The organism is Sinorhizobium garamanticum, from assembly GCF_029892065.1.
Classification (GTDB): domain Bacteria; phylum Pseudomonadota; class Alphaproteobacteria; order Rhizobiales; family Rhizobiaceae; genus Sinorhizobium; species Sinorhizobium garamanticum.
The window spans coordinates 3,896,952-3,917,085 of the sequence record NZ_CP120373.1 but is presented as its reverse complement, the minus strand read 5'-3'; the positions used below and the strand labels follow the sequence as shown (position 1 = coordinate 3,917,085).

Annotated in this window: 21 protein-coding genes; 15 read left to right on the top strand and 6 right to left on the bottom strand. The window is 61.6% G+C overall.

Annotation, left to right across the window (positions count from 1 at the left end; all coding sequences use genetic code 11):
* Positions 1-156: 156 nt before the first annotated feature.
* The 6 genes from PZN02_RS18470 (at position 157) to PZN02_RS18445 (ending at position 5,382) form a co-directional block, all read left to right on the top strand.
* Positions 157-603: an iron-sulfur cluster assembly scaffold protein gene (locus PZN02_RS18470; protein WP_280659371.1), complete on the top strand. Its 447-nt coding sequence runs from the start codon at positions 157-159 to the stop codon at positions 601-603.
* A 3-nt stretch (positions 604-606) separates the two neighbouring features.
* Positions 607-957: a membrane protein insertion efficiency factor YidD gene (yidD, locus tag PZN02_RS18465; protein ID WP_280659370.1), complete on the top strand. Its 351-nt coding sequence runs from the start codon at positions 607-609 to the stop codon at positions 955-957.
* A 33-nt stretch (positions 958-990) separates the two neighbouring features.
* Positions 991-1,398, top strand: a complete 408-nt coding sequence (locus PZN02_RS18460; protein WP_280661546.1) for a DUF2267 domain-containing protein — start codon at positions 991-993, stop codon at positions 1,396-1,398.
* A 15-nt stretch (positions 1,399-1,413) separates the two neighbouring features.
* On the top strand, positions 1,414-1,953 hold the full coding sequence (locus PZN02_RS18455; RefSeq protein WP_280659369.1) for a DUF1697 domain-containing protein: 540 nt from the start codon (positions 1,414-1,416) through the stop codon (positions 1,951-1,953).
* A gap of 505 nt (positions 1,954-2,458) precedes the next feature.
* A complete protein-coding gene (gene thrS / locus PZN02_RS18450) occupies positions 2,459-4,441 on the top strand; it encodes a threonine--tRNA ligase (protein ID WP_280661545.1) in 1,983 nt (660 codons plus the stop codon).
* A gap of 101 nt (positions 4,442-4,542) precedes the next feature.
* The gene (locus tag PZN02_RS18445; RefSeq protein ID WP_280661544.1) at positions 4,543-5,382 is read left to right on the top strand and encodes a lysophospholipid acyltransferase family protein; all 840 of its coding nucleotides are present in this window, start codon (positions 4,543-4,545) and stop codon (positions 5,380-5,382) included.
* 48 nt (positions 5,383-5,430) lie between these two features.
* Here PZN02_RS18445 and PZN02_RS18440 read toward each other — a convergent pair whose 3' ends face one another.
* Positions 5,431-6,426, bottom strand: coding sequence for a hypothetical protein (locus PZN02_RS18440; protein WP_280659368.1), 996 nt, complete (start codon positions 6,424-6,426; stop codon positions 5,431-5,433).
* 100 nt (positions 6,427-6,526) lie between these two features.
* On the opposite strand from PZN02_RS18440, the gene PZN02_RS18435 reads away from it, so the two are divergent.
* Positions 6,527-7,111 (top strand): nitroreductase family protein, encoded by a 585-nt coding sequence (locus PZN02_RS18435; protein ID WP_280659367.1) that lies wholly within the window; start codon positions 6,527-6,529, stop codon positions 7,109-7,111.
* On the top strand, positions 7,111-7,713 hold the full coding sequence (locus tag PZN02_RS18430; protein ID WP_280659366.1) for a flavin reductase family protein: 603 nt from the start codon (positions 7,111-7,113) through the stop codon (positions 7,711-7,713). The genes PZN02_RS18435 and PZN02_RS18430 overlap by 1 nt, the downstream gene beginning before the upstream one ends.
* Positions 7,714-7,736: 23 nt before the next feature.
* On the opposite strand, the gene PZN02_RS18425 is transcribed toward PZN02_RS18430, so the two are convergent.
* Complete coding sequence (locus tag PZN02_RS18425) at positions 7,737-8,480, bottom strand: aldolase/citrate lyase family protein (protein ID WP_280659365.1); 744 nt, start codon at positions 8,478-8,480, stop codon at positions 7,737-7,739.
* Between the two features lie 72 nt (positions 8,481-8,552).
* On the opposite strand from PZN02_RS18425, the gene PZN02_RS18420 reads away from it, so the two are divergent.
* Entirely contained in the window at positions 8,553-9,692 is a 1,140-nt protein-coding gene (locus PZN02_RS18420; RefSeq protein WP_280659363.1) for a DUF2336 domain-containing protein, read from the top strand.
* Positions 9,693-9,723: 31 nt separating this feature from the next.
* Here the strand turns inward: PZN02_RS18420 and PZN02_RS18415 are convergent, their stop codons facing one another.
* On the bottom strand, positions 9,724-10,161 hold the full coding sequence (locus PZN02_RS18415) for a hypothetical protein (protein WP_280659361.1): 438 nt from the start codon (positions 10,159-10,161) through the stop codon (positions 9,724-9,726).
* Between the two features lie 224 nt (positions 10,162-10,385).
* Here PZN02_RS18415 and PZN02_RS18410 point away from each other — a divergent pair, with 224 nt between their 5' ends.
* Entirely contained in the window at positions 10,386-10,856 is a 471-nt protein-coding gene (locus tag PZN02_RS18410; RefSeq protein WP_280659360.1) for a GNAT family N-acetyltransferase, read from the top strand.
* A gap of 83 nt (positions 10,857-10,939) precedes the next feature.
* Here PZN02_RS18410 and parE read toward each other — a convergent pair whose 3' ends face one another.
* Positions 10,940-12,997 carry a DNA topoisomerase IV subunit B gene (gene parE, locus PZN02_RS18405; RefSeq protein WP_280659359.1) on the bottom strand — a complete coding sequence of 686 codons (2,058 nt, stop codon included), beginning with the start codon at positions 12,995-12,997 and terminating at the stop codon, positions 10,940-10,942.
* A gap of 211 nt (positions 12,998-13,208) precedes the next feature.
* On the opposite strand from parE, the gene PZN02_RS18400 reads away from it, so the two are divergent.
* Together PZN02_RS18400 and PZN02_RS18395 are read left to right on the top strand one after the other, a co-directional pair.
* Entirely contained in the window at positions 13,209-14,138 is a 930-nt protein-coding gene (locus tag PZN02_RS18400) for an alpha/beta hydrolase (protein ID WP_280659358.1), read from the top strand.
* 24 nt (positions 14,139-14,162) lie between these two features.
* Complete coding sequence (locus PZN02_RS18395) at positions 14,163-15,485, top strand: FAD-binding oxidoreductase (protein ID WP_280659357.1); 1,323 nt, start codon at positions 14,163-14,165, stop codon at positions 15,483-15,485.
* A gap of 10 nt (positions 15,486-15,495) precedes the next feature.
* Here PZN02_RS18395 and PZN02_RS18390 read toward each other — a convergent pair whose 3' ends face one another.
* Both PZN02_RS18390 and PZN02_RS18385 read right to left on the bottom strand, forming a co-directional pair.
* A complete protein-coding gene (locus PZN02_RS18390) occupies positions 15,496-16,089 on the bottom strand; it encodes a YceI family protein (RefSeq protein ID WP_280659356.1) in 594 nt (197 codons plus the stop codon).
* Positions 16,086-16,712 (bottom strand): cytochrome b, encoded by a 627-nt coding sequence (locus PZN02_RS18385; RefSeq protein ID WP_280659355.1) that lies wholly within the window; start codon positions 16,710-16,712, stop codon positions 16,086-16,088. Before PZN02_RS18385 ends, PZN02_RS18390 begins: the two co-directional genes overlap by 4 nt.
* A 260-nt stretch (positions 16,713-16,972) precedes the next feature.
* Between PZN02_RS18385 and tpiA the strand changes: the two genes are divergently transcribed.
* The 3 genes from tpiA (at position 16,973) to PZN02_RS18370 (ending at position 20,124) form a co-directional block, all read left to right on the top strand.
* On the top strand, positions 16,973-17,743 hold the full coding sequence (gene tpiA / locus PZN02_RS18380; protein ID WP_280659354.1) for a triose-phosphate isomerase: 771 nt from the start codon (positions 16,973-16,975) through the stop codon (positions 17,741-17,743).
* Between the two features lie 132 nt (positions 17,744-17,875).
* Positions 17,876-18,349 (top strand): preprotein translocase subunit SecG, encoded by a 474-nt coding sequence (gene secG, locus PZN02_RS18375; protein ID WP_280659352.1) that lies wholly within the window; start codon positions 17,876-17,878, stop codon positions 18,347-18,349.
* 137 nt (positions 18,350-18,486) lie between these two features.
* Positions 18,487-20,124, top strand: a complete 1,638-nt coding sequence (locus PZN02_RS18370; RefSeq protein ID WP_280661543.1) for a CTP synthase — start codon at positions 18,487-18,489, stop codon at positions 20,122-20,124.
* Positions 20,125-20,134 lie beyond the last annotated feature (10 nt).

Sequence of the window (20,134 nt, the reverse complement as noted above, 5' to 3'; positions counted from 1 at the left end):
CTTGCGGAACTGTCGCCCCAACACGACATAGCATATAGTATGGTGCCACATGGATGAAAGAGGCCGAATGTGCAGTGCGGTGCTTTTTTCCTGTGTACCGGAGAAAATCATGCGCCAATTACCCAAAACCGCGAAAAATGAGCCGGATCGCGTCAAATGATGGATGACATCTACAACAACAGGATTCTCGAATTCGCTGGCAACATCCCTCGTATCGGGATGTTGGCGGACGCTGACGCCGAAGCGGCGGCCCATTCGAAGCTGTGCGGCTCGAAAGTAAGGATCTGGCTGAAGATGGAGGGCGACGTCGTGACCGACTTTGCCCATGACGTCAAAGCGTGCGCCCTTGGGCAGGCATCATCCTCGATCATGGCGCGCCATGTCGTCGGTGCGAACGCCGGTGAAATCCGTAGAGCCCGAGAGGACATGCTGGCCATGTTGAAGGCGGATGGCGAAGGCCCGTTAGGCCGCTTCGAGGACATGCGTTTCCTGAGACCCGTTCGGGACTACAAGGCGCGCCACGCCTCGACCATGCTCACCTTCGATGCAGTGGTCGACGCCATAGGCCAGATAGAAGCAAGGCGGCTTGCAGCCGCGGTCTGAGCAATGTGCGCTGAGCCTCATCACGATCATGCTTTCCGCCCGGCGGTTCGCACCAAGGGGCGCAACTGGTCCGGCCCGTTTCGCAAGACGCCGGGGCGGCTCTTTGGCATGGCCCTTATTCGTGCCTATCAGCTGACGCTGTCGAGCTACATCGGCAACTCCTGTCGGCATCTGCCGACCTGCTCGGAATACGGGTTTGAGGCGATTGCCCGCCACGGCCTCTGGGCCGGGGGCTGGATGACGCTCTTTCGCCTGGCGCGATGCGGTCCTGGCGGGACCCATGGCTTCGATCCGGTGCCGGAAGAGCTGACATCAGGCCAGATCTGGTATGCGCCATGGCGCTATTGGCGCTAGACGAAAGGAGGGCCGGCTGCCGTGACGATACCAATGGAATACCGGCAGGCCTCTGCCGATTTCGACCGGTTTATCCTGGACGTGCGCGATATTGCCGGTCTTGAAACCACCAATCAGGCCTATACCATGGTGCAGGCGGTCCTGCAGACTTTCCGCCGGCGCCTCGATGTTCCCGACGCGCTGCTTTTCGCAAATGTCTTGCCGCCGGTGCTTCGGGCGATGTTTGTCGCCGACTGGGATCTGGAAGAGCCGCAGATGCCCTTCGCCGGCCGCTTTGCGATGACGCGAGAAGTGCAATCGCTCCGCCCCGATCACAACCTTTCTCCGGATACCGCAATCGCTGATGTTGCGGCGGCGTTGCGTCGGAACGTTGATGAAGCGACGCTGGATCGCGTTCTGGCGCGGCTGCCCGCAGGTGCGACCGATTTCTGGCGGGCGTGACAGGACGGCGGCAGGATGAAGAGCTATGTGGCCTTGCTCTATAGCATTATCCTTGGGGACAAGCGGCGTGTCGTCATGACTGACCTACGGGCCATGGCGGAGCGGCTCGGCTATCTTGGACCACGCACTCTTGTCGCGACCGGCAACCTTGTATTCGACGCGCCCGAGAGACCTCTTGCCGACATCGAAACCGAGCTGGAATCGGCGTTTGCCGTGACGTTTGGTCGCCACGTCGACATTATCGCGCGGTGCGGGGAGGATTGGCGGAAGCTTGCCGCCGGCAATCCGTTTCCCGCTGAAAGCGAGGCAGATCCGACGCGTGTCCATGTTCGGGTGATGCGCTCCCCGCTTCACGCCGAAGTGCTCGAAATGTTCAGCGGCTATTGTTCGCAGGGTGAGCGCATGGAAATCGTCGGCGGCGACCTCTGGGTGGATTTTAGTGGAAAGGCCAGCGAGTCGAAGCTGCTTGGCGTCCTGACCACCAAGCGGCTGGGCGTCGGTACGTTCCGCAACTGGAACACAGTGCGCGGTCTGCGCGACATGCTGTCCGGTTGACCGCCGCATGTTTCCTTAGAGCCCTTCAGGGTTAAATGGAAACAGTTCTGTTGGCTCAAACGGAGTCGGATGGTCGACCGGCCGGCGCGCGGCGTAGCCAAAGCGTACGGCCAAGCCGGCCGGCCGATCAGGCGGCCCGTTTCAGCCAACCCGAAGGGCCGGGCATCTTTCCGCCAGGCTCAGAGGCGATCGGCTCGGACGTACATCCGGGTACGCCCCTTCGCCGATCGCCTCTGCCCTGACGAAAACCTGCTCCGGCAGAACTGCTTCCATTTAACCCTGAAGGGCTCTAATCGTAGCCGGCCTAAGGAAAAAACATGCAGCCATTCAAAGTGCCACAGCGTCCTTTGCCCGTCTGATAAGACGCGCGGCGCTATGTGCCGCTTCTTTACTCGACCGTCAAAAACATTTATCAGGCGCGCGTCGATAATCGGCGGCTGCATTCATGCAGAAGTCGGCAACCATACCACCCGCATTCGTTGGCGGGACTGGATAGGAGATCATGATGTCGCATACCGTTTCCCTTACATTTCCTGATGGCTCCGTTCGCGAATTTGCTGCCGGCACGACCGGTCGCGATGTGGCCGAGTCGATTTCCAGATCGCTCGCCAAGAAGGCTGTCGCGATCGCGCTCGATGGCGAGCTGCGCGACCTTTCGGACACCGTGACCGATGGCCGAATCGAGATCGTCACGCGCGACGACAAGCGCTCGCTCGAGCTTATCCGCCACGACGCCGCCCACGTCATGGCCGAGGCGGTGCAGGAACTGTGGCCGGGAACGCAGGTGACCATCGGCCCTGTCATCGATAACGGCTTCTATTACGATTTCGCCAAGAATGAACCCTTCACACCCGACGACCTGCCTGTCATCGAGAAGAAGATGAAGGAAATCATCGCGCGCAACAAACCCTTCACCAAGGAGATCTGGTCGCGCGAGAAGGCGAAGGAGGTCTTTGCCGCCAAGGGCGAGAACTACAAAGTCGAGCTCGTCGACGCGATTCCCGAAGGCCAGGACCTCAAGATCTACTACCAGGGCGACTGGTTCGACCTTTGCCGCGGACCGCACATGGCCTCGACGGGCCAGATCGGTACGGCCTTCAAGCTGATGAAGGTGGCCGGCGCCTACTGGCGCGGCGACAGCAACAATCCGATGCTGACGCGCATCTACGGCACCGCATGGCAGACGCAGGAAGAGCTCGATCAATATCTGCACGTGCTTGCCGAAGCCGAAAAGCGCGACCATCGCCGCCTCGGCCGTGAGATGGATCTCTTCCATTTCCAGGAGGAGGGCCCCGGCGTCGTCTTCTGGCACGGCAAGGGCTGGCGCATGTTCCAGACGCTCGTCGCCTATATGCGCCGTCGACTGGCCAACACCTATCAGGAAGTCAACGCGCCGCAGGTGCTGGACAAGTCGCTGTGGGAGACCTCGGGCCACTGGGGCTGGTATCGCGACAACATGTTCAAGGTGACCGTTGCCGGCGACGAGACGGACGACGACCGCGTCTTTGCATTGAAGCCAATGAACTGCCCGGGTCACATCCAGATCTTCAAGCACGGCCTGAAGTCCTACCGCGAATTGCCGGTCCGGCTCGCCGAGTTCGGCAACGTCCACCGTTACGAACCGTCGGGCGCGCTTCACGGCCTCATGCGCGTGCGCGGCTTCACGCAGGACGATGCGCATGTCTTCTGCACAGACGAGCAGATGGCGGCCGAATGCCTGCGTATCAACGACCTCATCCTGTCGGTCTACGAGGACTTTGGCTTCAAGGAAATCGTCGTCAAGCTGTCGACGCGGCCGGACAAGCGCGTCGGCTCCGACGCACTCTGGGATCGTGCCGAGGCCGTGATGACGGACGTGCTGAAGACGATCGAGGCGCAGTCCGAAGGCCGCATCAAGACAGGCATCATGCCCGGCGAGGGCGCGTTCTACGGCCCGAAGTTCGAATACACGCTTAAGGACGCCATCGGTCGTGAATGGCAGTGCGGAACGACTCAGGTCGACTTCAACCTGCCGGAGCGGTTCGGTGCCTTCTACATCGACAGGGATTCGGAAAAGCGCCAGCCGGTGATGATCCACCGGGCCATTTGTGGCTCGATGGAACGTTTCCTCGGCATCCTGATCGAAAACTTCGCCGGTCACATGCCGCTCTGGATCTCGCCGTTGCAGGTGGTGGTCGCTACGATCACGTCCGAAGCCGACGAATACGGCGGCGAGGTTGCAGCGCTTCTGCGTGAGGCGGGACTTACCGTGGAAACGGACTTCCGCAACGAGAAGATCAACTACAAGGTCCGTGAGCACTCGGTGACGAAGGTGCCCGTGATCGTCGTCTGCGGCAAGCGGGAGGCGGAAGAGCGTTCGGTCAACATCCGTCGCCTCGGCTCGCAGGCGCAGACCGCAATGTCGCTCGATGAAGCGATCGCGTCGCTCTCGGCGGAAGCGATGGCACCGGATCTCAAGCGCAAGGCGGAAAAGAAAGCCCGGGGCTGACGCCCCGGGACCTTCGTCCTGTCAGAAAACTGTAATGTTCCGGGACTATCCGGATTGTGGCCCTCCTATGTTGAGGCGGGCAAGGGATGAAGCTGGCTTCCGTGCAGTTCAAAGAATTGTCCTATGCGAATGAGAATGACCCGCGCCTGAAGCGCTGGTTCATTCGCTCCGTCGAGGGCCTGTCCGGTCGCAACCGCTACGCCAGGCTCTATGCGCGTTGGCGCGCCGATATCGTCGGCAAGAGCGATCGTGTCTTCGGCGACATGTTGCAATTGATCGACGTGCGCATGCGCGTCCAGGAAGAATGGCCGCCGCGCCACTTGCCCGACACGCCGCTCGTCATTGTCGCCAATCACCCCTTCGGCATCGGCGATGGCATTGCGGTTCTTTCTCTGGCCGAACAACTCGGGCGCCCGTTCCGGGTGTTGATCCACAACGAACTCCTCAAGGTGCCGGAGATGGCACCCTATTCGCTCCCCGTATCGTTCCAGGAGACCAAGGAGGCGTTGGCGCTCAACATGACGACGCGGCACGAGGCGGTGCGGCTGTTGAAGGAAGGGGTCACGATCGTCGTGTTCCCTGCCGGCGGCGTTGCGACGGCGAAGACAGGTTTCGGCAAAGCCGAGGACCTGCCGTGGAAGATGTTTCCGGCGAAACTGATCCAGGCTGCCCGGGCAAGCGTCATTCCGATCTACTTCGAGGGGCAGAACGGGCGGCTCTTTCATCTCGCCAGCAAGGTGTCGCTGACACTGAGGATTTCATTGCTGATCCGCGAATTCAGGCGGCTCTCGGGCACGACGATTGCCGCTCGCATCGGCCGTGTCCTTGCCTGGGAAGAATTGTGCGCCCATGGCGATCGCAAGGAACTGCTTGCCCGGATCTACGACGCCGTATTCTCGATGGCGCCACCGCGCCGCAGTCTCCTAAAGCGCGCCGGGTGACGTTGCGTCAGCAAATTACTGTTAGCAACAGCAGGGCGTCCGTTCGCGTCAGTCTTGCGCTTCCGCGGTCGTATCGGCCGCGTCGTTCCCGTTCAGCAGCACTTCCACATCGGTGTTGACGCCGGCCTTCACGGTGAAATCGCGCTGATAGATCTTGTCTTTGTTGCGCGCCACGGCGGTGTAGCCGCCCTCGGCGAGAACGAGCGTCGGAAATGCGCCGACACTTTCGCTGACGACGTCGCCTGAGGAGGTGAGGATCGACCAGGCCGTATCGGCGATCGCTTCGCCGCCCGCCTCCGACACGAGCTTCAATGTCAGTTTCGCCGCGCGATGCTGGATCGTCGCTTCAGTCAATTTGCCGGCTTCCACCTGAATGTCGGCGCGGATCACGGCATTGACCGAGCCGTAATCGGAGACGACGTGATAGGTGCCGGCATTGAGCCGGATGACAGTGTTGGGCTTGACGTCGGCGACGATGAGGGCGCGCTCTCCGTCTTCCTTCACGTCGGAGGAAAAGATCGAAAAGCTGAGCTCGTTCGGCGGGATGCGGACGTCACTGCCGGAAACGGCATTGAGCGTGACGCCGCCGGCATCAAGCACCAGTACCTGCTTGTCGAGCGCGCCTTGTTCGGGAACGCGAATCTTGCGGGTGGCGCCGGCTCGGCCGAACGCGACATTGACGAAATATTCGCCGGGCACGAGGTTGAAGGCTGTCGAGCCGCCCTCGGATGTGGCGAGCAGCGGCAGCTTTCCGTCGCTGCCGGGAATCGGGCTAAAGACGCGCCACGTCAGGCCTGATTCGACCGGTTGCCCTTTCGCGGTCAGCAACGCCTCGAGCTTCACGTCCTTGATTTCACCGGTTTGGGTCGGGTCGGAAATCAGCGGGTTGAAACTTGTGAGCTTCGGCATTTTTCGAGTGCCGGTAATCGACGGGAAGCTCTTGAAGGCGTCGGTCGGATCTTCTGCGAGCGCATGTCCGGCACCAACACTCACGAGCATGATCGCCACGACGGTACTCGGAAAAATACGATGACGGACGCGCATGAGAACAGTTGACTTCCTAACTGGGTGACTCCACTTGAGACGCCGGTATGGCATTTTCGTGGCTGTCGGTCCGGCGGCAAATTAGTGGAAATCAGGCAATATGAAAACCGAAATAAAACTTGTCGATTACCTCGCTTCGCGCAGGTCCATCCCCGCCTTCCAGATGGGCCCTCCCGGGCCGAGCAAGGCGGAGGTCGAGGAGATGCTGAAACTCGCTTCGCGTGTGCCGGACCACGGCAAGCTCGCACCGTGGCGCTTCATCGTCTATCGCGGAGAGGAGCGGGCGCGGATCAGTGGTGAACTGAAGAAACTGGCGCTAGCGGCCAAGCCGGATCTGTCCGCTGAGATGATCAAGGTCGAGGAAACGCGGCTGACGCGTGCGCCGGTCGTCGTTGCCGTGGTCAGCAGGGCAGCGCCGCATTTCAAGATTCCCGAATGGGAGCAGTTGATGTCGGCAGGCGCGGTCTGCCTCAACCTGCTGATGGCCGCGAATGCATTCGGCTATGCGTCCAATTGGTTGACCGAATGGTTCGCCTACGACGACAGAGCCTATCCATTGCTTGGCGTCGAGCCGGGCGAAAGGGTTGCCGGCTTCATTCATATCGGCACGGCCATGGTACCGCCGACCGAGCGCCCGCGGCCGGAACTCGCCGATATCGTTACCTGGGTCGGGGAAGAAACCTGATGTTCTACGACACGGCCGCGAACCGGCATGGCCTGCCGCACGATCCCTTCAAGGCCATCGTGTCGCCGCGGCCGATCGGCTGGATCGGCACACGCGCCGCGGACGGCTCGCAGAACCTCGCGCCCTATTCTTTCTTCAACGCGATCAGCGATCGCCCGAAGCTCGTGATGTTCTCCTCGAGCACTTACAAGGATTCCGTGCGCAACATCGAGGAGACTGGCGAGTTCACCGCAAGCTTTGCCAGCCGCAACCTCAGTGCCGCCGTCAATCTGACTTCAGTTGCCGCACCGCATGGTGAAAGCGAGTTCGAGATCGCAGGTCTGACGTCGGTCGAGGGCACGCTTGTTAAGGCGCCCTTCGTCGGCGAGGCTTTTGCGGCGCTCGAGTGTAGGATGACGGAAATATTCCGGCCCAAGGGCCTCGATGGCGTGGCCTCCGAGAACTACGTCGTCTTCGGCGAGGTCGTGGGCATTCATATCCGTGAAGAAGCTATACGCGACGGCCGGTTTGATCCGACGATTGTCCGGCCGCTCGCTCGGCTTGGATACATGGATTACTGCGACGGCGGCGACGTCTTCGAAATGGTGCGCCCCAAGCGCTGACGCTGTCTGCCCGCAGTGCCGACTCATCGATCGCCGCCGGCAGCGGGGCGAGCGGACGGCGGGGCCGACACATCGAGCAGGGCGACCTGCCGCGGCGACTGTGCGACCATGGCTGAAAAGCCGTTTCTCGCACTCGTCGCGCAATATCGTCTGACGGCGGCCTCGTCGTTCGCGTCCCCCGGCAGCATGTCATAGGCTGCAATACCGGCTTCGCGTGCCCTGAGCACCGCAGCAGCGCGGCCGGCGACAATCACCGGTGCCGTGTCCAATTCCTCGGCGGGCAGGGCGCAGCCGGCGGATTCGGCGAGCAATGCCGCGCTGAAGATGAGCCCCTTGAGGCGTGGCGACGCTCCCTGCAGCGAGTGGGGAGACAACACGCTTTGCGGCGTCGTCGCATATTCCGCCAGAATTGCTACGCTCCCCGCCGCGATACCGGCGATCGATTCGCTAACCCTCAACAGCACATCCAGTTTCTGGACATCGGCCGGCCCACGACATCCTGCAAGCACGATGCCGTCGATCTCCGACGCAAGGACCCTGTCGAGATCCGCCTCGGTGATGTTCTCGACCGGTCCGACGCGGACGAGGCGGAGCCACGAGGCCGCACGGGCGGGGGGCATTTCTGGAGCCATGTCCCGTACGCCGTTGCCATCGGTTGCGTCGAAGACGATGGCTTGAACCGCACCGAGAATATCCGCCTCCGGGAGCGGCGCGGATGCCGGCAGATAGAGCAGCGGCTTCATGGCTTGCTGGCGGTTAACAGACATGGTGAACCAATCTTAAACCTTTGACCGCTAGGCTTCGAACATTGGGGCTGTTCGGTGTCTAGTGGGGCATAGGTGATCATACAAGCATTTCTTCGCTGGGCGGAAACGGCGAGAACGAGCGATCGCGCCCGCGCCGCAAGTGCACTGGGCCGCGCCTATATCGAAGCCGAGACGAACGGCATCGACCGGCGCGCCGCTGAAATGGCGATGACCTTTCTGCTCGACGATCCTTCGCCGAAGGTGCGGCGCTCTTTGGTCGAGGCGCTTGCCGATTGCTCCACGGTTCCGCGTGCCATTATCGTGGCGCTCGCGGAAGACCAGCCCGAGATCGCCTATGTCGCCATTTCCCGTTCGCCGGTACTGACCGATGAAGACCTCGTTGATTTAGCAGCGCGGGGAACGGCCGAGACGCGCGCTTTGATAGCCGCGCGCAACATCGTGTCCCGCTCCGTCGCGGCGGCTATCGCCGAAATCGGCGGCGAGGAAGAGGTGTTGATCCTGCTTGAGAACGAAGGCGCAATGCTGACGCGCTGGTCGCTTAAGAGGATTGCCAATCGTCTTGGTCATGTGGCGGCCGTGCGCGATCGGCTGCTGGGCCGCGCCGACCTGCCGAGCGAGGCCCGCCATGCGCTTGTCGAGAAGGTCGGCACGGCGCTCACACTTTGCGGGCTCGTGCAGGCCGCGATGGGGGAAGGGCGGGTGCAGCGCGTCGCCCGAGAGGCCTGCGACACGGCCGCCCTCGTCATCATCGAGGCGGCCTCGCAAATGGAGTTGCCCGAACTCGCCGCCCATCTGCGCGAGGCAGGTCGCCTGACTCCAGCTTTCCTCCTGCACGCGCTTTGCAGCGGGAGAACAGAATTCTTCTCCGCCGCTATCGTCGACCTTTCAGGTGTCGCAGAAAAGCGCGTACGTGCGATCCTATCCGGTGGCCGCGTCCATCCGATCCGCGCGCTGTTCGAAAGTGCCGGGCTTGGTCGGGACGTGAGCGAAGCTTTCGCGGAAGCCGTGCTTCTCTGGCGAAGGGACTTGGGTACAGCCGCGGATGGCACACCGCAATCGGTCGCCGCTGCCCTGCTTTCCTTGATTCGCCGCCAGCCGAGGCCTTCGGCAGCCTTGAGTGCGATGGCCGAGCTCGTGGAACGTCTCGCCTTCACCGAGCAGCGGCAAACGGCTCGTAACTATGCGCTGTTGGCTGCGCGGCACGCGGCTTGAGCTGTTCGGCTGCGGATTGAGGCTGAAAGGATCAGTCTCCGAAACGACGTGCGACCCAGGAATAACCATCCTCGATGTAGTGGACGGGCGCGCTGACGATTGCCTTTAGCCTCTCTCGATCCGGCACTGCACCGCTGAGCAACGCCAAAGCGCGCTTCGGCATACCCGGTTTCGCCTCGTTCGGCTGCGGTTGCGCTGTCGTTTGCGGCGGCAACACGGCCGTCTGCTGCGGGGCGGCGGCACTATCCGGTTGAGGGACGGTCGATGCCATCATATCCGGTCCCGAGGTCTCGCATACGGCAACGACGACCGGATAGTTGTTGTTGGAAAACTTGGGCAGCTCCTGCTGGGATTCCGTATCGCAATGGGCAATCGACTGCCAGCTGCCGTTGACGGTCGAGATATAGTGGCACTGGCTGACGTTGTCGTCGCAGCCGAGGATGGTCATGACGATGAGTGCGGCTTTCATGGTCTCTCCGGTTTTTCAGCAGGCTGCGGTGGTTGTTATGACTGACCGATTCCTTCCGGAGTAGGGCAAAGTTATTACGGCGGCGGAAAAAATTGTTTCCGCCTGTTACCGGTTTTGAGATCTTCAACCCGCAAGCCTGCGCCATTTGTCGTATTGGACAGTTCGACATGCGGCGCTATCCATTGCCACGCATCGTACGCAAGACTTCTGTCGAGGAATTAAAATTGACCGCTGTCACTATTGCCGAGGAAAGCCCCCGCCAGCCGGCCGTCGTCCGTCTGCTCGAATTGTCCGATGCCTACGCGGCATCGCTTTACCCTGCCGAAAGCAACCACCTTGTCGATCTCTCCACGCTGGAGAAGCCAACAGTTTCCTTTTTCGTCGCGCGGCGCGATGGTGAAGTCGTCGGTTGCTGCGCGCTCGTGGAAGCCGGCGACGGCACGGCTGAAATCAAGCGGATGTTCGTCGATCCCGAAGCGAGGGGCCTCAAGATCGGCAGGCATCTGCTTGCAGCCCTTGAAGCCAAAGCCGAGACAATCGGACTTGTCGCAATCCGGCTTGAGACAGGCATCTACCAGCCAGAGGCGATCGGCCTCTACAAGGCGTTCGGCTACGTGGAACGTCCGCCGTTCGGGAGCTATCTGCCCGATCCTCTGAGCCTGTTCATGGAGAAGCCGGTCCGGCAGGCGGCCTAAAGAAATTCCAGGAAAACCGTTCCACACCTTTCCTCCAGCGCCGCGCATCTTATCAGACGCGCAAGGCACGCTGTAGAATTGCCCTAGATGTCCAGGTTGTCGGCGAAAACGGCGCGTTCCTGGATGAAACGGAAGCGGGCGTCGGCCTTGGTTCCCATGAGATTGTCGACGGCCTCGCGCGTGCCCTCGAAATCCACATCGTCGATCTCGACCTTAAGCAGCGTCCGGTTCGCCGGATCCATGGTCGTTTCCTTGAGCTGCGCCGGCAACATCTCGCCGAGACCCTTGAACCGCCCGATTTCAACCTTGCCGCGGCCGTTGAACTCCGTGCGCATCAGCTCTTCGCGGTGCGCATCGTCGCGCGCATAGAACGTCTTCGAACCTTGGCTGAGGCGATAGAGCGGCGGGACTGCGAGGTAGAGGTGACCGCCACGGATGAGTTCCGGCATCTCCTGGTAGAAGAATGTGATGAGCAGCGACGCGATGTGCGCTCCATCGACGTCGGCGTCGGTCATGATAACAACGCGCTCGTAGCGCAGGTCCTCTTCCCGATATTTCGATCGCGTGCCGCAGCCGAGCGCCTGGATCAGATCGGCGATCTGCTGGTTGGCGCTAAGCTTTTCGCGCCCGGCGCTGGCGACGTTCAGGATCTTGCCTCGGAGCGGCAGGATGGCCTGGTTCGCGCGGTTGCGCGCCTGCTTGGCCGACCCGCCCGCCGAATCGCCCTCGACGATGAAGAGTTCGGCACCCTCGGCCGTATTCTGCGAGCAGTCGGCGAGCTTGCCCGGCAGACGCAGCTTGCGCACCGCCGTCTTGCGGTTGACTTCCTTTTCCTTACGCCTGCGAACACGCTCCTCGGCGCGCTCGACCACCCAGTCGAGAAGCTTTGCGGCTTCTGCCGGATTGTCGGCGAGATAGTGGTCGAAAGGATCGCGCAGCGCGTTTTCGACGATGCGCTGTGCTTCGACGGTCGCCAGCTTGTCCTTGGTCTGGCCGACGAATTCCGGCTCGCGGATGAAGACCGAGAGCATGCCGGCCGCCGAGATCATCACGTCGTCCGTGGTGATGATCGCCGCGCGCTTGTTCTGGGTCAGCTCAGCATAGTTCTTGAGCCCCTTGGTGAGCGCAATGCGGAAGCCCGCCTCATGCGTTCCGCCTTCCGGGGTCGGGATCGTGTTGCAGTAGGAGTGGACCTGCTGGTCGCCGCCATACCAGGTGACGGCCCATTCAAGCGAACCGTGGCCGCCGGATTTTTCCGACTTGCCGGCGAAGATCTCGCGCGTGACGGTGAACTCCTTGCCGAGCGTCGCGGCGAGATAGTCCTTGAGGCCGCCCGGGAAATGGAAGACCGCCTTGTCCGGGATCTCCGAACCTTCCGGCAACAGCGATGGATCGCAGGACCAACGGATTTCGACGCCGCCGAAGAGATAGGCCTTGGAGCGGGCCATGCGGAAGAGCCGCGCCGGCTCGAAATGCGCGTGCGGGCCGAAGATCTGTGGATCCGGATGGAAGCGCACTTTCGTGCCGCGACGATTGTGAACGTCTCCAAGGTCCTCGAGGCCTCCCTGGGGGATCCCCCGCGAAAAGCGCTGGCGGTAGAGCTTGCGATTGCGTGCGACCTCGACCTCGAGCGAGTCCGACAGCGCGTTGACGACGGAAACGCCAACGCCATGCAGACCGCCGGAGGTTTCGTAGGCCTTGCCGTCGAACTTGCCGCCGGCGTGCAGTACCGTCATCACCACTTCAAGCGTCGACTTGTTAGGGAATTTCGGGTGGTTTTCGACCGGGATGCCGCGGCCGTTGTCGGTCACGGTCAGGAAGCCCTCTGCATCAAGGTTGACCTCGATGAAATTCGCGTGTCCCGCGACCGCTTCGTCCATCGAGTTGTCGATGACTTCGGCGAAGAGATGATGCAGCGCCTTTTCGTCCGTGCCGCCGATATACATGCCCGGACGACGCCGGACGGGCTCCAGCCCTTCGAGCACTTCGATCGCCGAGGCGTCGTAGTCGCTGCCGTCGCTGCTCCTTGGTGCAGGGCGCGGTGCTTCGGCGCCGGCAGGTGGCGCAGGCTCGCGCGAAGGCGCGTCCGCCGGCTTCGGCTTCTGGGGCATTGCGGAAAAGAGATCGCTGCTGTCGTCCATGGGGTCGTTCAGATCGTTCCTATCGTCTGGCTTCGCGAAGGCCCATAGCAAGAGCTGGACGCTGCCGCCATCTTTGTGTCGCGCGAATCACCCGAATTTTGCCAGAGTCTTGCGCCAAGCGCGAACAAAAGGCGAATCCCGGTATCTCGGACGGGCAGAATACCGTAAGAGCGTGGGCTATCTGCCTCAGTGTTGCTTTGCCGAAGTGGCGATGGCAAGGCATGTAGCGAACGAGGGGACCCGTCGGTTGTTTATGTCCACAACTGTTTTTTCTATCAGGCGCTTGATAGCCGCGCTTCTTTTTCCGAGCCTTCTTCTTGTCGGCTTCGCGGCCGAGGCAGCCGCCCTGAAGCCCTACAAGGACGAACTGTTCGCCTATGGCAATGTGCTTGAAGAGGCCGATAGCGGCGATTTTCGCGTCATCGACTACCAGGAACTGCGCGATATCAACGGGCGCGACCAGATTCCGGAACGGCGCGTCAAGCGCGCCTATGTCTCCCTTGGCGTCAAAAGCGCACAGGTCAACGAGACGCTCGACCTTGGCGGACGTCCGCTCGATGTCATGCGCGTCGGCCCCGAGAGCGGCGCCGCATTCACCGTGATCTTCATCCATGGGCGCGGTGGCGACCGGCGTCTCGGTGCTAACGATTTTTCCTTTGGCGGTAACTTCAACCGCCTCAAGAATCTGGCCGCCGCCAATGGCGGCACCTATTATGCGCCCAGCATGCGGTCCTTCGATGCGCAGGGTGTCGCCGACATCTCGGCTCTCATCCGGTTCACCGCCGAGCGCTCGGGCGGCCGGCCGGTCGTGCTCGCCTGCGCTTCGATGGGGAGCTTCATCTGCTGGGGCGTCGCGCGCGAACAGACTGTGGTGGCGGCGCTCGGCGGCATGATGATCATGGGCGGTGCCACCGATGCGAACTTTGCAGAAACTGCCGCCTATAAGGCAAGGTTGCCGGTGTTTTTCAGCCACGGCAGCCGCGACAGCGTCTATCGTGCCGAGGATCAGGTGGCGCTCTATCGCTCGCTCAAGGCCAAGGACTATCCGACACGCTTTGTGCTGTTCGAGACGGGGTCGCATGGCACGCCGATTCGTATGACCGACTGGCGTGACGCGCTGAATTGGATCGCCGGCCGATAGAGGATAGTCTGAAGTGGACCCGCGATGAAGATGGATGAGTTGGGGCGCTCCGACCGGATCGAGCGTCGGCCGCAACGGACTGTGTCGCCGGACGACTACGAGGATCGGATCGGCTCGATCGAACCGATGGCATACCTGCCTTTGGGCAATGGTCTAAGTTTGGGTGACGGCCGCAGCAACGATCGTGGCACTCTCATCGAAAGTTCGAGACACAACCGCATTCTGGCGTTTGATCCGGGAACGGGCCGGATCTCGTGCGAGGGCGGCGTCACACTCCACGACATCCTTCTGCGAGCGATCCCGCACCGCTTCTTTCTGCCGGTAACGCCGGGCACCGCTTTCGCGACAGTCGGCGGTGCGGTCGCCAATGACGTCCACGGCAAGAACCACCATGCTCGCGGCGCCTTTGGCAATCATGTCCAGCGCCTTACCCTCTTGCGTTCGACCGGCGAGCGGCTGGTTTGCTCAGCCGAGGAAAACGCCGACCTCTTTGCCGCGACGATCGGCGGCATGGGGCTGACGGGCCTGATCCTTACGGTCGATCTTCGGCTGATGAAGGTGCCGTCGCCGCATATCCAGCAGCATGTGATACGCTTCGACAATCTCGACGAGTATTTCGCACGCGTCGAGCACCTCGATGAAGAGCATGAGTACTCTCTGGCCTGGATCGACCAGCTCGCGACTGGGCGTCGAATGGGAAGGGGCGTGTTTCTTGCCGGCGACCACGCAGATGGATCCTGCGAGTTGCCCGATATTCCCAAGAGATTGCCGCTTTCCGTGCCGTTCTCGCTGCCGTTTAGTCCCCTGAACAGGGTGACGATGAGGGCGGTGAATGAATACCGCTTTCGCCGGGGGAGGCCCGCTGAGACCGTATCGACGGTGACATGGAGCTCCTACTTCTATCCGCTGGATGCGATCGGCTCCTGGAATCGGCTCTACGGTCCAAGGGGGTCGTGCCAGCATCAGAGTGTCTATCCTTCGGAGAATGCGCCGGAGATCACGGCGCGGCTATTGGAGACGGCGCGGCGCGCCGGGCATGCTTCGTTTCTGACGGCGATGAGGCGCTTTGGAAATGTCGCATCGCGTGGCCTTCTTTCCTTCGCGCGACCCGGGTTTGCCCTGACTTTGGATTTTGCCAATCGCGGGGAAGCAACGTCCAAGCTCCTGGACGAGCTTGACCGCATCGTGGTGGACGCCGGAGGTGCCGTAAATCCGTACAACGATTTCCGTATGAGTCCTGAAATCTTCGAAGCGTCATTCCCTTCCTGGGGAAAGCTCGAAACCCTGCGAGATCCAGCCATGGTTTCGGACTTCTGGCGGCGCACCGCACTGGCCCTTAAGGTTTGAGGCAGGGCCGTTATCGCCTCCGCCCGGTTATTTTCATGTCGAACTGAACCACGTTGGAGTAGATCGGTGTCCCGACATCCATGCCATAGGGCGCTCGGCGGATGCTGCCGCGGATGGTGAAGGAGATCGAGCGCCTGTCCCAGTCAGTGAGCGTAACTGCAAAGCGCTCCTTGCGTGTCTTGCCGCGCGCCGTCAGCGCGCCTTCGACCGTTGCCGTATCGGGGCCGGTCTGCCTGACGCTGGTCGAGCGGAAGGTTACTGTCTGAAAGTTTGCCGCATCGAAAACGGCGCTCGAACGCAGGAATTCCTCGATCCTCCGCTCGCGAGCCCTCACGCTCTCCGGGTAAAGCGTAAACTCGACGGAGGAGCGCGCAATGTCGCTGCCGTCTATACGGAAGCCGCCGGTGAACTTGGCGAAATTGCCGGCAATGCCGCCACCGCCGCCGACCTGCCCAACGCTGAATTGGATGCTCGAAGGACTGGTGATCCGGTAGCTTCCGGCAGCGTCTGCAAGTGCCGGTGCCTGGGCGTTCGCCACTGGTGTCGCGAATACGAAAGCGACGCACACGGTCGCCTTCAACGCCGACTTGATCGTAACCATCATTGATCGTTTCTCCTCACAACGATGTCGTCGCGTTTTTGAGCGCCGCGCGCACCCATCCCGCTTGAGGGAGCGCCTGAGCCAAGCATTCGCGTCAAAACCGCGTCACGTCGCATGAAATGGTGGTAGAGGGCCGCCGCTGCGTGGATTGCGGCCAGCCCCAGCGTCACATAGGCAAGCAGCGCATGGACAAAGATCCAGAAGTTTTCCGAAGCCTCCGATTTCGCCAGCGGCAGATGTGGAATGACCATCACGTTGAAATAGAAGCTCGGGATGTCCAGCGTCGATGTAGAGGCGATCGCCCAACCGGCAAGCGGCACGACGATCGCAAGGGCGATCAGCGTGTCATGTGTCACGCGGGAGGCCTTGCGTTCCAATGGACTGAGGCTTGGGACCGGCGAGGGGTTGCGCTCGACGAGCCACCAGATCGCGCGAAGGAGGGCCAGCCCCAGCGCTGTGAAGCCGAAGGATTTGTGCCATTGATAGAGCGAGAATTGCAGCGCCGGGTCGATCTCGACGCGCCGCATGACGAATCCGATCAGGATCAGCCCAAAGATCAGCACAGCAATCGTCCAATGCAGCACGATTGTTACCAATCCGAACCGGGTCTCGCTGTTGCGCAACATGGCAACCTCAGACACCCTTCCATTTCGCCGGTCGGCGCGCGCATGGCATGAGACGCACGACAGCATCTTTTTATTCGCCCGAACGGCATAAATGCGGTTCGCGACCATGCGTTGGAGGCAGATGATCCTACCATGATTGCAGCGAGCCGCGCTCCGGATCGTTGGCAAGCGCCGGATTATTCCGTGGCGGGTGCTTTTTTTTGCTCGGGCGATTTGCTAGGCCGCTAGCCGGACAAAGAGACCTGACCCGGAGGAATTTCATGACGCCCGATATCCGCCCGCTCGTTGCCGGAAACTGGAAGATGAACGGAACACGCGCCTCGCTCGACCAAATCAAGGCGATGGCGGAGGGCGTCAAGGGCAGTCTGTCCGAAAAAGTGGAAACACTGATCTGCCCACCGGCAACGCTGCTCTACGTCGCGACCGCACTTTGTGACGACAGCCCTCTGATGATCGGCGCCCAGGACTGCCATCAGAAGCAATCCGGTGCCCACACGGGAGACATCTCCGCTGAGATGATCGCCGACTGCTTCGGCACCCATGTCATCGTCGGTCATTCCGAACGACGCACCGATCATGCCGAGAGCGACGCGCTGGTGCGCGCCAAGACCGAAGCCGCTCATGCGGCCGGTCTGGTCGCCATCGTCTGCATCGGCGAAACCGGCGAGGAACGCAAGGGCGGCAAGACGCTCGACATCCTGAAGCGCCAGCTCGCGGAAAGCCTGCCGGATGGCGCGACCGCAGAGAATACGGTCGTCGCCTATGAGCCCGTTTGGGCGATCGGCACCGGTCTGACGCCGACGGCGTCCGACGTCGAGGAAGCGCATGCTTTCATGCGCAGCGAACTGGTCTCGCGCTTCGCAGCTGCAGGCGGCAAGATGCGCATCCTCTACGGCGGTTCGGTCAAGCCCGGCAACGCCAAGGAATTGATGAGTGTTGCCAATGTAGACGGCGCCTTGATCGGCGGCGCGAGCTTGAAAGCAGAAGACTTCCTCGCCATCTACGGGGCATATGAAGAATTGACAGCCTGATTGTTCTCCCGCGCGGGCAGGGGGTTGGAATAGCCGGCGGCTTGGTATAAAGAGGCGCCAACTTGCGCCCGGCCATGCCGCGTTTCGCGCCGGGTTTGATTCGTGTGCCCAAGAGGGCAGGACTGGAAGCTGATGCAGACCGTACTACTCGTCATCTATCTCATGGTCGTCGTCGCCCTGATCGGCGTCGTCCTCATTCAGCGTTCCGAAGGCGGCGGTCTCGGCATTGGCGGCGGTTCGGGCTTTATGTCCGCCCGCGGCACAGCCAACGTGCTGACCCGCACGACTGCCGTTCTTGCCGTCCTATTCTTCGGCCTGGCGCTCGCAATGGGCATTCTCTCCCGTTACGAGCCGCAGGCGACCGACATTCTCGACCGGATTCCGGGCACGAGCTCGAGCGGCGGCGGTGTCCTCGATTCGCTTGGCGGCGGTCAGACGCCTCCCGCAGGCGGAAACGCGCAGCAGCCGGCTAACGGCAACGGCGCTGCGCCGGCCGGTAGTGCAGCCCCCACGGGCCAGGCACCAGCCGGTGGCGCGCCGGCTCCCCAGGCGCCTGCAAACGGCGGCAACAGCAATACGGGATCGCAAGTTCCGAGCGGCCAGTAAGGTCGCAAATCAGAAGAACCCACCGGCGGATGCTTCATCCGCCGGTTTTGTTTTGTGTGAAATTCGCCCCCTCCCAAGACGAAAAATTTCGGAAAACGAATTTTTCGGTGGCGGAATCGTTTGTGAAAAGGTATCCGGTGACTCCCATGGCGCGATATGTATTCATCACTGGCGGCGTGGTTTCCTCCCTCGGAAAAGGCATCGCTGCAGCCGCTCTTGGAGCGCTGCTGCAGGCGCGTGGCTATCGAGTGAGACTGCGCAAGCTCGACCCCTATCTCAATGTCGATCCGGGCACGATGAGCCCGACCCAGCACGGTGAGGTGTTCGTCACCGACGACGGTGCGGAGACCGATCTCGATCTCGGTCACTACGAGCGCTTTACGGGGCGCTCGGCGACGAAGACCGACAACATCACGACGGGTCGGATCTACAAGAACATCATCGACAAGGAGCGGCGCGGCGACTATCTCGGCGCGACGGTTCAGGTGATCCCGCACGTCACCAATGAAATCAAGAATTTCGTCACCGAAGGCAATGACGATTACGACTTCGTCATCTGCGAGATCGGCGGCACCGTCGGCGACATCGAAGCGATGCCCTTCATGGAGGCGATCCGCCAACTCGGCAACGATCTGCCGCGCGGCGCCGCCGTTTATGTCCATCTGACACTGATGCCCTATATCCCGGCGGCCGGCGAACTCAAGACCAAGCCGACGCAGCATTCGGTCAAGGAACTGCAGGCACTCGGTATCCATCCGGACATTCTGCTCGTTCGCGCCGATCGCGAGATCCCGGAAGCCGAGCGCCGCAAGCTGTCGCTCTTCTGTAACGTCCGTCAGTCGGCCGTGATCCAGGCGCTCGATGTCGCCTCGATCTATGACGTGCCGATCGCCTATCACAAGGAGGGCCTCGACAACGAGGTTCTCGCCGCCTTTGGTATCGAGCCGGCGCCGAAACCGCGCATGGAGGCCTGGGAAGACGTTGCCCACCGTATCCGCACGCCGGAAGGTGAAGTCACGATTGCCGTTGTCGGCAAATATACCGGCCTCAAGGACGCCTATAAGTCGCTGATCGAAGCGCTCTATCACGGTGGCATCGCCAATCGCGTCAAGGTCAAGCTCGAATGGATCGAGTCGGAAGTCTTCGAAAAGGAAGATCCGGCGCCCTATCTTGAGAAAGTCCACGGCATCCTTGTTCCCGGCGGTTTCGGCGAACGCGGTTCCGAGGGCAAGATCAACGCTGCCCGCTTTGCGCGCGAGCGGAAGGTTCCCTATTTCGGTATCTGCTTCGGCATGCAGATGGCCGTCGTGGAGGCGGCCCGCAATCTCGCCGGCATCGAGAAGGCCTCTTCGACCGAATTCGGTCCGACCAAAGAGCCGGTTGTCGGCTTGATGACCGAATGGGTGAAGGGCAACGAGCTTGAAAAGCGCTCGGCCTCGGGCGATCTCGGCGGCACGATGCGGCTCGGCGCCTATCGCGCCGCCCTCAAGCAGAACACCAAGATAGCCGAAATCTACGGCTCGACGGATATCTCCGAGCGGCATCGCCACCGTTACGAGGTCAATGTCGATTACAAGGATCGGCTGGAATCCTGTGGCATGGTCTTCTCCGGCATGTCGCCGGATGGCGTCTTGCCTGAGACGGTCGAATATCAGGACCACCCCTGGTTCATCGGCGTTCAGTACCACCCGGAACTCAAGTCCCGGCCGCTCGATCCGCACCCGTTGTTCGCGAGCTTCATCGAGGCTGCACTGGAGCAGTCGCGCCTCGTCTGACGCCGCGACC

Excerpts from the sequence above, each read along its gene's own strand:
- PZN02_RS18470 (WP_280659371.1), top strand. The coding sequence starts at position 157 with ATGATGGATGACATCTACAACAACAGGATTCTCGAATTCGCTGGCAAC.
- yidD (WP_280659370.1), top strand. The coding sequence starts at position 607 with ATGTGCGCTGAGCCTCATCACGATCATGCTTTCCGCCCGGCGGTTCGC.
- PZN02_RS18460 (WP_280661546.1), top strand. The coding sequence starts at position 991 with ATGGAATACCGGCAGGCCTCTGCCGATTTCGACCGGTTTATCCTGGAC.
- PZN02_RS18455 (WP_280659369.1), top strand. The coding sequence starts at position 1,414 with ATGAAGAGCTATGTGGCCTTGCTCTATAGCATTATCCTTGGGGACAAG.
- thrS (WP_280661545.1), top strand. The coding sequence starts at position 2,459 with ATGTCGCATACCGTTTCCCTTACATTTCCTGATGGCTCCGTTCGCGAA.
- PZN02_RS18440 (WP_280659368.1), bottom strand. The coding sequence starts at position 6,426 with ATGCGCGTCCGTCATCGTATTTTTCCGAGTACCGTCGTGGCGATCATG.
- PZN02_RS18435 (WP_280659367.1), top strand. The coding sequence starts at position 6,527 with ATGAAAACCGAAATAAAACTTGTCGATTACCTCGCTTCGCGCAGGTCC.
- PZN02_RS18430 (WP_280659366.1), top strand. The coding sequence starts at position 7,111 with ATGTTCTACGACACGGCCGCGAACCGGCATGGCCTGCCGCACGATCCC.
- PZN02_RS18425 (WP_280659365.1), bottom strand. The coding sequence starts at position 8,480 with ATGTCTGTTAACCGCCAGCAAGCCATGAAGCCGCTGCTCTATCTGCCG.
- PZN02_RS18415 (WP_280659361.1), bottom strand. The coding sequence starts at position 10,161 with ATGAAAGCCGCACTCATCGTCATGACCATCCTCGGCTGCGACGACAAC.
- parE (WP_280659359.1), bottom strand. The coding sequence starts at position 12,997 with ATGGACGACAGCAGCGATCTCTTTTCCGCAATGCCCCAGAAGCCGAAG.
- PZN02_RS18400 (WP_280659358.1), top strand. The coding sequence starts at position 13,209 with ATGGCAAGGCATGTAGCGAACGAGGGGACCCGTCGGTTGTTTATGTCC.
- PZN02_RS18395 (WP_280659357.1), top strand. The coding sequence starts at position 14,163 with ATGAAGATGGATGAGTTGGGGCGCTCCGACCGGATCGAGCGTCGGCCG.
- PZN02_RS18390 (WP_280659356.1), bottom strand. The coding sequence starts at position 16,089 with ATGATGGTTACGATCAAGTCGGCGTTGAAGGCGACCGTGTGCGTCGCT.
- PZN02_RS18385 (WP_280659355.1), bottom strand. The coding sequence starts at position 16,712 with ATGTTGCGCAACAGCGAGACCCGGTTCGGATTGGTAACAATCGTGCTG.
- tpiA (WP_280659354.1), top strand. The coding sequence starts at position 16,973 with ATGACGCCCGATATCCGCCCGCTCGTTGCCGGAAACTGGAAGATGAAC.
- secG (WP_280659352.1), top strand. The coding sequence starts at position 17,876 with ATGCAGACCGTACTACTCGTCATCTATCTCATGGTCGTCGTCGCCCTG.